The organism is Tritonibacter horizontis (assembly GCF_001518015.1).
Taxonomy (GTDB): Bacteria; Pseudomonadota; Alphaproteobacteria; order Rhodobacterales; family Rhodobacteraceae; genus Epibacterium; species Epibacterium horizontis.
Genome location: NZ_LPUY01000138.1, coordinates 115,242 through 129,251, shown reverse-complemented (window position 1 = coordinate 129,251; position 14,010 = coordinate 115,242). Strand labels below are relative to the sequence as shown.

The 14,010-nt window shown below is 60.9% G+C and carries 13 protein-coding genes; 7 read left to right on the top strand and 6 right to left on the bottom strand.

Annotation, left to right across the window (positions count from 1 at the left end; translation table 11 throughout):
* The first annotated feature begins 105 nt into the window (after positions 1–105).
* The 7 genes from coaBC to TRIHO_RS22515 all read left to right on the top strand — a co-directional run bounded on the left by coaBC (position 106) and on the right by TRIHO_RS22515 (position 7,948).
* Complete coding sequence (gene coaBC / locus TRIHO_RS22545) at positions 106–1,317, top strand: bifunctional phosphopantothenoylcysteine decarboxylase/phosphopantothenate--cysteine ligase CoaBC (RefSeq protein ID WP_068249000.1); 1,212 nt, start codon at positions 106–108, stop codon at positions 1,315–1,317.
* A 313-nt stretch (positions 1,318–1,630) separates the two neighbouring features.
* On the top strand, positions 1,631–2,005 hold the full coding sequence (locus tag TRIHO_RS22540; protein ID WP_068248999.1) for a response regulator: 375 nt from the start codon (positions 1,631–1,633) through the stop codon (positions 2,003–2,005).
* Between the two features lie 551 nt (positions 2,006–2,556).
* Complete coding sequence (gene dut, locus TRIHO_RS22535) at positions 2,557–3,021, top strand: dUTP diphosphatase (RefSeq protein WP_456300662.1); 465 nt, start codon at positions 2,557–2,559, stop codon at positions 3,019–3,021.
* Positions 3,018–4,097 carry a HesA/MoeB/ThiF family protein gene (locus TRIHO_RS22530; RefSeq protein ID WP_068248998.1) on the top strand — a complete coding sequence of 360 codons (1,080 nt, stop codon included), beginning with the start codon at positions 3,018–3,020 and terminating at the stop codon, positions 4,095–4,097. Before dut ends, TRIHO_RS22530 begins: the two co-directional genes overlap by 4 nt.
* Before the next feature lies 1 nt (position 4,098).
* The gene (locus TRIHO_RS22525) at positions 4,099–4,890 is read left to right on the top strand and encodes a transporter substrate-binding domain-containing protein (protein ID WP_068248996.1); all 792 of its coding nucleotides are present in this window, start codon (positions 4,099–4,101) and stop codon (positions 4,888–4,890) included.
* Positions 4,891–4,962: 72 nt separating this feature from the next.
* Positions 4,963–5,769: an amino acid ABC transporter permease gene (locus tag TRIHO_RS22520; RefSeq protein WP_068248995.1), complete on the top strand. Its 807-nt coding sequence runs from the start codon at positions 4,963–4,965 to the stop codon at positions 5,767–5,769.
* A gap of 163 nt (positions 5,770–5,932) precedes the next feature.
* On the top strand, positions 5,933–7,948 hold the full coding sequence (locus TRIHO_RS22515; RefSeq protein ID WP_068248994.1) for a M3 family metallopeptidase: 2,016 nt from the start codon (positions 5,933–5,935) through the stop codon (positions 7,946–7,948).
* A 76-nt stretch (positions 7,949–8,024) separates the two neighbouring features.
* Here the strand turns inward: TRIHO_RS22515 and TRIHO_RS22510 are convergent, their stop codons facing one another.
* The 6 genes from TRIHO_RS22510 to mreC all read right to left on the bottom strand — a co-directional run bounded on the left by TRIHO_RS22510 (position 8,025) and on the right by mreC (position 13,989).
* Complete coding sequence (locus TRIHO_RS22510; protein WP_068248992.1) at positions 8,025–8,951, bottom strand: 2-hydroxyacid dehydrogenase; 927 nt, start codon at positions 8,949–8,951, stop codon at positions 8,025–8,027.
* Complete coding sequence (locus TRIHO_RS22505; RefSeq protein ID WP_068248990.1) at positions 8,948–9,358, bottom strand: VOC family protein; 411 nt, start codon at positions 9,356–9,358, stop codon at positions 8,948–8,950. The genes TRIHO_RS22510 and TRIHO_RS22505 overlap by 4 nt, the downstream gene beginning before the upstream one ends.
* 72 nt (positions 9,359–9,430) lie before the next feature.
* Positions 9,431–10,570 carry a rod shape-determining protein RodA gene (rodA, locus tag TRIHO_RS22500; protein WP_068248988.1) on the bottom strand — a complete coding sequence of 380 codons (1,140 nt, stop codon included), beginning with the start codon at positions 10,568–10,570 and terminating at the stop codon, positions 9,431–9,433.
* The gene (gene mrdA / locus TRIHO_RS22495; protein ID WP_068248987.1) at positions 10,567–12,513 is read right to left on the bottom strand and encodes a penicillin-binding protein 2; all 1,947 of its coding nucleotides are present in this window, start codon (positions 12,511–12,513) and stop codon (positions 10,567–10,569) included. Before mrdA ends, rodA begins: the two co-directional genes overlap by 4 nt.
* A complete protein-coding gene (locus TRIHO_RS22490) occupies positions 12,510–13,049 on the bottom strand; it encodes a rod shape-determining protein MreD (RefSeq protein WP_068248986.1) in 540 nt (179 codons plus the stop codon). The genes mrdA and TRIHO_RS22490 overlap by 4 nt, the downstream gene beginning before the upstream one ends.
* On the bottom strand, positions 13,042–13,989 hold the full coding sequence (gene mreC / locus TRIHO_RS22485; RefSeq protein WP_068248985.1) for a rod shape-determining protein MreC: 948 nt from the start codon (positions 13,987–13,989) through the stop codon (positions 13,042–13,044). The genes TRIHO_RS22490 and mreC overlap by 8 nt, the downstream gene beginning before the upstream one ends.
* Positions 13,990–14,010: the final 21 nt, after the last annotated feature.

Below are 14,010 nucleotides of genomic sequence, written 5' to 3'. Positions count from 1 at the left end.
CGAGCGGCCACCTGTGGCGGCTTGCGTCAAAGGGCACGCAAAAGCGGTTCCTTCTGTCGCGGGAGCGCGATAGGGTTGCGGCAAATGAGGCAGCTGGGGCGTATCATGCTGGCAGGTAAACATATTCTCCTTGTTATCGGGGGCGGGATCGCCGCGTATAAGGCCCTCGAGCTGATCCGTCGTCTGCAGGAACAGGGCGCGCGCGTCACCCCAGTTCTCACCCGCGCGGGCGAAGAATTTGTCACGCCGCTCTCGGTTTCGGCGCTTGCGGGTGTGGCTGTTCACCGTGATTTGTTCGATCTCACCTCAGAGGCCGAGATGGGGCATATCCAGCTTTCCCGCAGTGCGGACCTGCTGGTGGTGGCACCTGCGACGGCGGATCTGATGGCCAAGATGGCGCAGGGGCATGCCAATGATCTTGCCTCGACCTTGCTTTTGGCGACGGATACGCCGGTGCTGCTCGCACCCGCGATGAATGTCCGGATGTGGACCCACCCAGCCACGCGGCGCAATATTGAACAATTGACGTCGGACGGAATTCAATTCGTCGGACCGAACGACGGCGGGATGGCCTGTGGCGAATTTGGACCGGGTCGCCTGGCAGAACCCGAAGAGATCGTTGCTGCGATCACATCGAGGCTGAGCCAGGGCCCATTGGTCGGCAAGCGTGTCCTGGTGACATCCGGCCCGACGCACGAACCGATTGACCCGGTCCGCTACATCGCCAACCGGTCGTCCGGGGCGCAGGGGACAGCGGTGGCCCGTGCTCTGCGCGCATTGGGTGCTGAGGTGGTGTTTATCACGGGCCCGGCAGCCGTGCGCCCGCCTGAGGGCGTGGAGGTGGTTCCGGTTGAAACCGCCCAAGAAATGGAGGCCGCGGTCCTGGCGGCGCTGCCGGTTGATGCCGCTGTGTTCGCTGCGGCGGTTGCAGATTGGAGGGTGATCTCTCCCACGGACCAAAAATTGAAAAAATCCAAGGGCGGCGTGCCGGATCTGAAATTTGCGGAAAATCCGGACATTCTCAAACGGATTTCGAATCTGGAAGCGGGCCGCCCATCATTGGTCGTTGGCTTCGCGGCGGAAACCAATGACGTGCTTGAAAACGCCACCGCGAAGCGGGTGCGCAAAGGCTGCGATTGGATTTTGGCCAATGATGTCTCGCCCGCCACCGGAATTATGGGCGGCGATGAGAACGCGATCTCCCTTATTCGCGACGTTGGCGCCGAAACCTGGCCGCGCATGAAAAAGGACGACGTCGCTGCCCGATTGGCGCAGAAAATTGCACAGGCCCTGACCGACCTGGATCGTTCCGACTGAGCGCAAAAGTTTAATGGCGGCTGAGCCGGGCCAGGGCGCCGTCCGGCCCTGCAAAACAGGCCTGCCGTAAAACATTCAGGCGCGATTTTTTTACGGAAACCGGGCCGCGGGTTAACTCTTTTGTCGCTAAATCATGTGCAGCATACGGTAAGTTTGCTGCACATGTGGCAGACGTTTTTCCTGTGTTTTCCTTATGTCGCATACCGAATTGGGCGATGTTGGAGGTTGTGGTGTTGCTAGGTAGTCGGCTCGGGGTTGAGCCTTTGTGGCCAGTGGTTTTGGGCCCGTTGTGGCTGATGTGGAGCGCGCAGTCATGACGCGTGGCGACCGGGAGATACTCGTCCTGGAAGATGACATTCTGCTGGGGCAGCTTCTTTGTGACATGATCCGCATGCATCGCATTGGCTCGCCCCATTTGTCGACCAGCGAAGTCGATGCCTGCCAGATGATGGCCAGCCACAAGTTTGACCTGTGCATCGTAGATGCAAGCCTGCGGGGGGAAGTCTGCCATCGGGCGGTGGCAATGGCCAACCAGAATGCCCTGCCCATGCTGTTGTTGACCGACGGGAATGATGCCTCCGAACTGAACCTTGCCCCCACCGAATGCCGGATTGTGCGCAAACCCGCCTCGGAAGAGGATATCAGGCTGGCAGCTGTTGAACTTCTGGGCAACGAAGCCGTGCGGTAAGTTGTAGGTTCATCCGCGATCCAGCGAAGCGCGGTTTGACAACAGGCGTGCAGAAACAGGGGCGCGCCTCTGAATACTATGGCTTTTGTGCTCTGAGCAGAGTTTTCTGCCACAAGGGATCGCTTCGTGCGGCGAAAGCCGCGCGCCACGCCGCGATTTCCGTCCAGATCGTTGTCGGTTCTGACGTGATGGTGGCGCGTCGCTGTTTCCAGCATATCTACACGGTCAGGGCGGCGGCACCAATGCAGCCTGCGCCAGTCCAGCGCCATTTGCAAAAGAAGCTCTCGCGCCATGACTGCCCTTGCCCGCGGAAGGCGCGAAAGGCATCGCACATGTGGCGGCGGACAGGTCTCATCGCCCAAGGCCTGATTGCCATCGGGCACGGCGGACCATGGATGTGGTCGCCAGCCGTTGCAGGTCTCCAATTGGTAGGTGGCATTCGGAGGTCGATCCGGGGCATAACCGTTGCGCGGCCGGTCAGATCAAGACCGTCCATGGTGAGCCGAAGACAAAAGGGCGATGCGATGACACAAGGGCAACTGTCGGTAGACGTGAAGATTCTGGACCCGCGTATCAAGGCCTGGGGGCTAGCAGACTATCAATCCAGCGGTGCGGCGGCAATTGATCTATATGCCTGCGTCGAGCAGGAAACAGCGATAGAACCGCAGGCGCCAGCCATTTTGATCCCATCCGGATTAGCGTTCAACATGAAAGACTTGTCCTGCGCGGCGCTTGTCTTGCCGCGGTCGGGCCTGGGGCACAAAAAAGGTCTTGTGATGGGCAATAGCGTCGGGTTGATTGATGCTGATTATACCGGTCAGGTCTATGTCAGTGTGTGGAACAGAAACCCCGCTGGAAGCGCGACAATTGTGATCCAGCCCGGCGAGAGGATCGCCCAGATGATGTTTGTTCCCATCCTGCGTGCCAATCTGACTGTGGTCGATGAATTCGCTCAGACCACCGAAAGGGGGGCAGGCGGATTCGGCTCCACCGGAACGGGCGGAGGCGCGGCATGATCCTGGTTCTGGGGCTTGCCGGCCTGATATGGTGGGGCGGGCGCTTGTTCGGGGTCGCACGCCGGTTGCGGTTCGGGCTGGAGCTGGTCCTGTTCGCCGCCGTGATCGCCCTCCAGCTGACCCTGCCGGATGGTGCGCCGCTGAAGACGGCCACCGGTGGAACCGCAAGTCTGTGGTTCATTCTGTTCGGCCTGGCAGGTGTGGTCGCGGCCTATTCGGTTTTGCTTCGATATTTGCGTGGGCGCGCCGGTCGGGACGCGGGCGCAACAGCGTCGGACCCCGCGACAGATGCGCCCTTCCGGGATGTCGAACTCAATCGCTATGCCCGGCATATCGTACTGCGCGAAATCGGCGGCCTCGGTCAGAAACGGTTGAAAGATGCCAGGGTCCTGGTGATCGGTGCGGGCGGCTTGGGGGCGCCGACTTTGCAATATCTGGCGGCGGCTGGCGTCGGCACCATCGGTGTGATTGATGACGACCTGGTCGAAAACGCCAACCTGCAACGCCAGGTCATCCACCGGGATCGCGATATCGGTGTGGCCAAAGTCGTCTCGGCCAAGGCCGCAATGGAGGCGCAAAATCCGTTTGTGACGGTTCGACCCTACGCGCGGCGTCTGACCGATGATATCGCGGTAGCGCTCTTTGCGGACTATGATCTGATCCTTGATGGAACCGACAATTTTGCCACCCGGTATCTTGCAAACCGGGTCGCCGTGTCACAAGGCAAGCCGCTGATTTCCGGGGCGCTGAGCCAGTGGGAGGGGCAGATTTCTGTCTTTGATCCGGCACGTGGCGGACCTTGCTATCAGTGCATTTTTCCTGTGGCCCCGGCGGATGGGCTGGCGCCCAGTTGCGCCGAGGCGGGGGTGATTGGCCCATTGCCTGGGGTGTTGGGGTCGATGATGGCGGTCGAGGCGGTAAAACAGATCACCGGCGCCGGAGAGGTCTTGCGCTCACAGATGTTGATCTACGATGGTCTATATGGTGAAACCCGCCGAATTGCACTGAAATCACGACCCGATTGCCCGGTCTGTGGACACAATACCAGTGCTTCGGCCCCGACAGGAGAGACCTGACATGAACCCTTACCTAGCCCTTGCCGCTGCTGCTTCGGCGGTGCTGGCAACCAGTGTGTTTGCCGCCGAACTGCCGGACCTCGGCGGCCGCGAGGTGGTTGTGGTCACCGAAAATACCTATCCGCCGTTGCAGTTTATCGACCCGGCGACCGGACAGGCGATTGGTTGGGAATATGATGCGATTGCCGAAATAGCCGAGCGCATCAACATCACGGTCGTGTACGAGAATGCCAGCTGGGACGCGATGATCCCGGCCATTAGTGCTGGTCAGTATGACCTGGCAATGAACGGTATCACCATCCGCGAGGATCGTCGTGAAATGGTCGATTTCTCAGAACCTTACCTGACGTCCGAAATGCGGATGATCGTCGCGGGCGATGAAAACCGGTTCGAGGATGCCGCAAGTTTCGCGGCCGATCCGGACCTTCTGGCCGCCGCACAGCCCGGCACGACCCCCTTTTACGTCACCGTTTATGACGTGTTGGATGGCGACGAGGGCAATCCCCGGATCAAGCTGTTTGAAACCTTTGGCGCCTCCCTTCAGGCGCTGCGCACCGGCGATGTCGATCTGGCGCTCTCTGACAGCACAGCTGCCAACGGGGTTGTTGCGGCCTCTGACGGCGCGCTCAAGATCATCGGCGATCCGCTTGGCACCGAGGATTTCGGCTTTATCTTTCCCAAAGGCAGCGACCTTGCGGGGGCTGTGAATGCAGCCCTTGCCAATATGCGTGTGGATGGCACGCTGGATGCGCTCAACAAAAGGTGGTTTCTGGACTACAAGATGGGGCAATAAGCCCGTCAGTTCAGCGTGAGGAATAGTGCCCCGGCCGCATTCGGCCGGGGTTTGTCGTAACAGGGCAGGGTCATGGCGCACCACCGTAAAGGCGAAAACAAAGATGACTTTCCATGGTGGTTGCTCGCTGTCGTGGGCGGCGCGCTCTATCTTGGGGTTGAGGTGGCGCGCAGCGATATCTACGCGCAAATCATGACGACGCTTTGGCGCGGTGTGGGGGTCACGCTGCTTGTGACATTCGTCAGCTTTTTCTCTGCGTCCGCGGTGGGGCTGTTGCTGGCGCTGGGCGGGACCTCGCGGTGGCTGATCCTGCGCCAGATCTGCCGGTTCTATGTCGAGGTGGTGCGCGGTATTCCCATCATCGTGCTCTTGCTCTACGTCGCATTTGTCCTGGCACCTGCCCTCGTCGACTTGCGAAACTGGGCCATGGGGTTCCTCGGGATCGACCCGATCCGAACCCGAAACTTCCCATTGCTCTGGCGCGCTGTGCTGGCATTGATGATTGCCTATTCGGCCTTCATCGCCGAAGTGTTCCGGGCCGGCCTTCTGTCTGTCAGCCCGGGCCAGATCGAGGCGGCAAAGGCGCTTGGTCTTGGTGGGCTGCACCGGTTCAGGTTTATCGTGTTTCCACAGGCGATCCGAACGGTGCTGCCGCCCCTGGGGAATGATTTCGTGGCGCTGGTCAAGGACAGCTCTCTGGTGTCGGTGCTGGGGGTTCTTGATATCACTCAACTGGGGAAGGTGACTGCGGCCAGCAATTTTCGCTATTTCGAAACCTATAACATGGTGGCGCTGGTCTACCTTGGGATGACGATTTCCCTTTCCCTGGCCTTGCGCGGGTTGGAGCGGTCCTTGCGCAACCGTCAGGGCCATCGCTGAAGCGCAGGCTCACGCGGCGCACAATCGGGCGTTCGGCGTCTGGGCCAACGGGTTTTCGCAGGGACACCCCGGATCGCAGGCGCTGGCGTTGGTAATGACGTCCGGCGGAGCGGATTGCAGCCCGGATCAAGACCCGCTAGCGTCGCCTCAAAGGAGACCCCCAATGACAAACCCGTTCTTGTCCGACTGGAACACCCCTTATGGGATTGCGCCGTTCGATCAGATTTCAGACGATGATTTTGCCCCCGCTCTGGACGCAGCGCTAGAAGCCCATTCGCGTCAGATCGAGGCGATCGCCACCACAACGCAGCCGCCAAGCTTTGCCAATGTCATTGAAAAGCTGGAAACCCCCTGCGCGCCGCTGGAACAGGTTCTGTCGGTGTTTTTTGCCGTTTCCGGCGCGGATAGCACCCCGCAACGCGAAGAACTGCAACGGGCGTTTTCACCGAAACTGGCGGCTCATTTTTCCGCCATCACTGCCAACAAGGCGCTGTTTCGCCGGGTGAAGGCCGTTTGGGATCAGCGCGATGCCCTGGATCTGAGCGACGAACAGGCGCGGGTGCTGATGCTGACCTATCGCGGCTTCGTGCGCGCGGGCGCAGCACTGGAGGGGGCTGCCGACAGCCGCATGCAAGAGATCAAGTCGCGCCTTGCCACCTTGGGGACGGAGTTTACGCAGAACCTTCTGGCGGACGAGCGCAGCTGGTCGCTGCCGCTGTCAGATGCGGACCTGGAAGGCCTGCCGGATTTCGCGGTCAAGGCCATCCGGGCTGTCGGCACGGAAAAAGGGGCAGAGGGGCCGGTTCTGACCCTCGCACGGTCCATCGTAACGCCCTTTTTGCAGTTCTCGCCCCGTCGCGATCTGCGTGAAAAGGCCCATCGTGCCTATGTTTCGAGAGGCGCCAACGGCGGTGCACACGACAACCGAGCGATTGCGGCTGAAATTCTGGCGCTGCGCGAAGAACGGGCAAAGCTTCTGGGCTACGAAAACTTCGCGACCTACAAGCTGGAAACCGAAATGGCGAAAACCCCTGCGGCCGTGCGCGGGCTGTTGCTGGATGTCTGGGGCCCGGCAAAGGCCCAGGCCGACAAAGATGCGGCCGTCCTGACCCGGATGATGCATGAAGACGGTATCAACGGCGATCTGGAACCCTGGGACTGGCACTACTACGCCGAAAAACGTCGCAAGATCGAACATGACCTCGATGAGGCTGAGCTGAAGCCCTATCTGCAGCTTGACCGGATGATTGATGCGGCGTTTTCCTGCGCCAACCGCTTGTTCGGACTGGAGTTCGCGCCGCTCGATGTGCCGCTGTACCACAAGGATTGCCGCGCCTGGGAGGTGACTCGGAACGGCAAGCACCTGGCCGTGTTCATCGGCGACTATTTTGCCCGTGGGTCGAAACGATCTGGCGCTTGGTGCTCCGCGATGCGCGCGCAGGCGAAGTTTCCCGAGGAGCAAAGCCCGATCGTGGTCAATGTCTGCAATTTTGCCAAAGGCGACCCTGCGCTGTTGTCCTATGATGACGCGCGCACGCTGTTTCACGAATTTGGCCACGCCCTGCATCAGATCCTGTCGGATGTGACCTACGAGAGCGTATCGGGGACTTCGGTCGCGCGCGATTTCGTCGAATTGCCGAGCCAGCTATATGAACACTGGCTGGAGGTTCCCGAGGTTCTGCAAGAGTTTGCCACCCACGCGGAAACCGGTGCGGCGATGCCAAAGGCGATGCTTGACAAGGTTCTTGGGGCGGCGACCTTCAACATGGGGTTCCAGACCGTGGAATACCTTGCCTCTGCTCTGGTCGATCTGGAGTTCCACGATGGCCATGCTCCGGCGGATCCGATGGCGAAACAGGCCGAGGTTCTGAAGGAGCTGGGCATGCCGACTGCCATCGTCATGCGCCATGCGACACCACATTTTGCCCATGTCTTTTCCGGCGACGGCTATTCGTCCGGCTATTACAGCTACATGTGGTCCGAGGTCATGGACGCCGATGCGTTCGCGGCGTTCGAGGAGGCCGGGAACGCCTTTGATCCGGTGCAGGCCAAGGCTTTGGAGACCTCTATTCTGTCAACCGGCGGGTCGCGCGATGCAGCTGAGCTTTACACCGCGTTTCGGGGTCGCTTGCCCGGTGTCGAGGCGCTTTTGAAGGGGCGCGGCCTCGCGGCGAAATGAATGCCGCAGGCCGCGGATATGTCCGCACAAGATGAAAGCAAAGGGCGAGGCCGTGCTGGGCCGTCGCCCTTTGCGCTCAATATCCCTGCAGGCGGTCGACCAGATATAGCAATGGCTGGTCCGTCTCACCCCGGTGAATGTTCTCTGCAATCACGCGCGACGCTGTGATCGGGCGGGTCTCTGCCGCAATATGCGGCGTTACGGTGACGCGGGGATGGGCCCAGTAGGGGTGTTCGGCCGGCAAGGGTTCGGTGCGAAAGACATCCAATGTGGCATGGGCGACCTGGCCGGTATCAAGTGCGGCGAGCAATGCCGCGTCGTCGATCAACGGCCCCCGCCCCGGATTGAGGATACGGGCCCCTTTGGGCAGCGCGGCCAAGGTTCTGGCGCCGAGGATATTCTCGGTCTCTTTGGTGTCGGGCAACAAAAGGACCACGATCTCTGCCGCGGACAGTGCCGGTTCCAGGCCATCAGGACCGTGATAACAGGTAACGCCAGGTAGGTCCTTTGGGGTGCGGGCCCAGCCGGAGACGGGAAAGCCCAGTTGCGTCAGGGCCTGCGCGCAGGCCTGACCAAGCTCTCCAAGCCCGAGAAACGTAACAGGGCGTTCCTCTGCCAGCGGCGGCACAAAGGGCTGCCAGCGGTCCTGTCGGGCGATCGAGGCGTCAATGTCGAGATGGTAGCGCAAGACATGGCCGGTGACCCATTCGACCATGGACCGGGTCAGGCCGGGGTCGACCATCCGGCACAGAGGCTGTGTCAAGGTCGGGTTGCCCACGATCCGCTCCACGCCTGCCCAGAGGTTCAGGACCGCCTTGCACCGGGTATAGGGGGCGAAATCCTGGAGCGGAGAGTTGGGCGCATAGACAATGTAATCCACGGCCTCCGGAGGGAAATCCTGCCGCAGATCCACCTCCAGCCCTTTGGCCTGAAACGCGGCTTTCAGCGGCGCGGCGTAGGTGTCCCAACGCGTGTCATGTGCGGCAAAGAGGGCATTGATCATGTGGCAAAAACTCCGGACATGTCGGAGAAGCCCTTAATTTCAATGGGGTTTCCTGCGGGGTCATAAAAGAACATGGTGCTTTGTTCGCCCGGCTCGCCTTTGAAACGGGTTGTTGGGGGGATTTCGAATTCGACCCCCGCCTCATGAAAGCGCTCCGCCAGCGTCGCCCAGTCGTCCTGGGGCAGAATGACGCCGAGATGCGGCATGGGGACCAGATGTTCGCCCACCCGCCCGGTTTTCGCTGTGACGAAGGGCGTGCCAAGGTGCAGCGAGATCTGATGCCCGAAGAAGTCGAAGTCGATCCAGCTGTCACTGCTGCGTGCGACCCGGCAGCCCAGGATTTCGCCGTAGAATTTTCGGGCGGCCTCCAGATCGTCGACGTTGTAGGCGAGGTGAAAGATGCTCATGCGGAGGTCCTTTGTAAATGGTGCCGCGAGGCGAAGGAATGGCAGAAGTTGACGATGGCGCGACGGTGATCGCTATCTTGGGCGGTGAACATTTGCGCTTTGGACGATGCCAAAGGCGGCGAGCAGGACAAGCATGGCCGACCCACCATAGGAGACCATTGGCAAGGGCACGCCCACAACCGGGGCCAGCCCCATGACCATCGACATGTTCACGGCAAAAAACAGAAAGAAGTTGAGCGCAATGCCCAGGGTCACGAGAGAGGAAAAACGATCCTTGGTGGCGATGGCTGTCGAGACGCAGAAAACAATGATGAGGATATAGATGGACAGCAGTGTCATGCCGCCAACAAAGCCGAACTCCTCTGCCAAAGTGGTGAAGATGAAATCGGTATGCTTCTCCGGCAAGAAGTTCAGCCGCGATTGCGTGCCTTGCATGAAACCTCGCCCCGACCATCCGCCAGAGCCAAGCGCGATTTTGGATTGGGTGATGTGGTAGCCCGCCCCCAGCGGGTCTTGCGAGGGATCGAGAAAGGTATCAATGCGCCGGTATTGGTAATTTTTCAAAAGCTGCCAATCGGTGCCGCGGCTTTGAAAGACCGCCGCCACGAGACCAACGGCCGCACTGATGACAGCCACGAAATAGGCCCAGTGGACGCCGGCCAGAAACATCACGCCGCCGCCGGCCGCCAACAACAGGATCGAGGTCCCAAGGTCGGGTTGTTTCAGGACCAGAAAGGTCGGCATCAGGATGAGCGCGACAGGCAGCAACACAAAGAACGGTCGCGACGTGCGATTGGTCGGTAGCCAGTCGTAATAGGCGGCGAGGATCATCACGAGTGTGATTTTCATCAACTCCGACGGTTGCAGTCGAATGGGGCCCAGATCGATCCAGCGTTGCGCGCCCATGCCGACGGATCCGAAAAACTCGACCGCGACAAGCAAGACGAGCGCCGCCAGATAAGCCAGCACTGAGATATTGCGCCAGAACCAGATCGGGACCATTGCGATCATCATCATGACCGCCATGCCAAGAAGAAATCGTTTGGCCTGAGGTTCCACCCAGGGGCTGAAAGAGCCGCCGGCCACGGAATAGAGCATGAGAAAGCCGACACCGGCTGCCGCAGCCAGCAACAGCGCCAGCGGCCAGTTGAGAAAGAAGATCTTGCGCAGGCCGGTCGGTGTCGACTTGGCGTTATACTCTAGATAGCTCATGCCTGATCGTTACCACTGGTTTCACGCCGCTTCAGTCTTTCGCGTTCCAGCCGCTCCTGCTGGGCTTTGACCTTGTCGCGGTCGCTGGTGGGATAGGCGTCCAGCGGTGGGGTTCCGCCATAGAGCGCTTGCAACATCACATCGCGCGCAATGGGGGCGGCCGCGGTCGAGCCGCCGCCGCCATGTTCGACAACAACCGAGACCGCGTATTTCGGGTTCTCATAGGGCGCGAAACAGACAAACAAGGCGTGATCGCGCCGGTCCCAGGGCAGATCCTCGTTGCGGATGACGCCGGCGGCGCGTTCAGCAGCGGTGATGTTGCGGACCTGGCTTGTCCCGGTCTTGCCTGCCATGCGCATGCCCTCGGCAATAATGCGCGAGCGATAGCCGGTGCCGCGCCGGTCGTTGCTGACGGCGAACATGGCTTTGCGGACGTTGCGCAGGTGGATGTCGTTGATCTCGAGCGGCGCACCTGCACCAGAGGCCTCCTCGACGCCGTCAACGGATTTGACCAACCGTGGCGTCACGCTCCGCCCCGATGCGATCCGCGCGCTCATCACTGCCAGCTGCAAGGGCGACGCGAGCATGAAACCTTGCCCGATGGAGGCGTTCACCGTGTCCCCGACCAGCCAGTCCTGCCCATGGACGCGGGACTTCCATGCCCGGTCGGGTGCCAGGCCTTCGGCCACCGCCGACATCGGCAGGTCATGGCGAATGCCAAGACCAAGCTTGTTGGCCATCTCGGAAATCCGGTCGATCCCCACCTTGATGGCCAGGTCGTAGAAGTAAACGTCGCAGGATCCCTTGAGCGATTCCAAGAGGTTGACGTGACCGTGACCGGCGCGCTTCCAGCAGTGAAAGCGCCGTCCGGATACCTCGAGATGGCCGGGGCACCAGACGGTTTCCTCCGGGCCGATCACTCCATTTTCCAGTCCGGCAAGAGCGGTCACCATCTTGAAGGTCGAACCAGGAGGGTAGGTGCCCTGCACGGTCTTGTTGGCAAGCGGCCGGTAGGGATCTTCGGTCAGCCCGCGATAGTCGCCGACCGAGATGCCGCGCACAAAAAGGTTCGGATCAAAACTTGGGCTGGAACAGATGGCCCGCAGATCGCCATTCTCGACATCCATCACCACAGCGGCCGCGCTTTCTGTCCCGAGCCGCGCCTGCACGTAGCTTTGCAATTCCGCATCCAGCGTCAGTTGCGTGTCGGCGCCGGCCTCGCCTTCGCGCCGGTCAAGCTCCCGCATCACCCGGCCCATTGCATTCACCTCGACCCGTTTCGCACCCGCTTTGCCGCGCAGGGCATCCTCGCGCTTGGCCTCAAGCCCGACCTTGCCGATCTGGAACCGGGGGATGCGTAAAATGGGTTCCGGGTCTTCCATCCGGGACAGGTCATAGTCAGATACCGGTCCCACATAGCCGACCACATGGGCGAAATCGTCCTGCAGAGGATAGACCCGGGTCAGGCCGACCTCGGGTGTGATGCCGGGCAGGGCAGGAGCGTTCACCGCCACCTTTGAGATGTCGCTCCAGGAAATCTGGTCGGCAAGTGTGATGGGCAGGAAAGGGGGCGAGCGGCGCATTTCGGTACGGGCACGCTCAAGATCTTCCTCATCAATGGTGATGAGACGGGCCAAATTGGCGATCACCTGTTCCACATCGCCGGCATCTTCTGGCACCAGAACAATGCGGTAGGACGGTGTATTTTGCGCTACGATCAACCCGTTGCGGTCAAATATCTCACCGCGGCTCGGCGCGATCAGACGGATGTTGATCCGGTTTTCCTCTGCCAGCAGGCGAAATTGATCGGCTTGTTCGACCTGCAGAAAACGCATGCGCATTGCCAGCGCTCCGACAAACCCCATTTGCAGCCCACCAAGAACCAGGGTGCGGCGCGTCAGTATACGGTGGCTGCCGTCAAGTTCTTTTGGATTGCGTTTCACAGGCGGGCTCCCATGGTTTCAGCATCCGCCGCCGAGAGCCGCCGCACGCCCAGCAGTGTTTGGCTGAGCAGGACCACAATCGGATAGACGGCAATTGTCATGATAACCTGGATCATCAACAGGGCAATATGGGCGTGTTCAACCGCCAGGATACCAAGGATCATCCGGTTGAGCAAAGTGATGCCGACGATGATAACCGCGACTGCAAACCATTCTCCCAGAAAAGAGGTCTCCCGACTGGCCGGCAGGCGCGATTTGAGGAACTCACTCCCCAGCAGCACCAGCAGGGCCCACAGTCCGGGGGGGCGCTGCATCAGCAGATCTGCCAATAGCATCACCGCCGCGATCAGCAGCGGAGGCACGAAATCCGCGCGCCGCACCGACCAGGCAAACGCCAGTGCCACCAGCAGGTCAGGCGGGCTCCACCGGCGGGGCAGCGTATCGAGGGGCAGCAGGTGAAAGAACAAGATCACCAGAGCGACCGCGACGAAGACGCCGCGCATCAACCAGATCCCTGCGGTGCTGGTCCTAGCCATTTTCGGCCCCGTCGGGTGTCGTCGTCGGCGCGATACCATCCAGCAGGCTCTGCGGGCGCGGCAGCGGTATCATGTCGTCCGGCACCGGGGCAATCAGCGCGCCGGGATCGGTAATCGGCACACTGCCCTGATGGCGGAGCACCCGCAGGAATTCCAGGCGCTCGTAATCTGCCGACAGTCGCACCCGGAGGCGGCCAGCCCGATCCTCTGCCACCTGACCGATCAGCAATCCGGGGGGGAAGACATGCCCGTCGCCGGAGGTCACGACCCGATCGCCAGGCCGGACAAGTTCCGGGTTCTCGACAAAATTCAGCAGGGGCGCGGCCGTGTTGTCACCACTGACAAGGGCTGTTTGCCCCGAGGGTTGCAGCGTCGCCGGAACCGCGCTTGCGGCATCGGTCAACAGGATCGCCCGCGAGGTTTCCAGCCCGGTGCCGGAAATCCGCCCGACCAGACCGATCCCATCCATGGCGGCCCAGCCATCGCGAATGCCATCGCGCGCCCCAACGTTCAACAGAACCGATTGCCGGAACGGAGAGCCGCTGTCGGCCATGACAACCCCGGTGACATAGGTCAATTGCAGATCCAGCCGCACATTGTTGAGATCGAGCAGCCGCGCATTTTCCTGTTCCAGTTGCAAGGCGGCCTCTTTCCAGGCCCGCATCTGCCGCAGCTCGGACCGAAGTTCCTGGTTTTGTTCCGACAGACGCTGATAGCTCTGGAAGTCGCGCACAAGGTTGATCGCCCCGGTGACGGGAACCATTGCCCATTGCATGTTGGGAACAACCGCGTCGACGACCTGCGCACGAAAACGCTCGACGCGGGGGCTGTCGATCCGCCAGACCAGGAAAATGATGGCAAGGGCCAGCACCAAGATCCCCACAAGCAAGCGCCTGAGTGGTCCGGTATAGTCTTCGCGCTGTGACCGGTCTTTGGCCAAGGCACTCCTTTCAACCGTCGG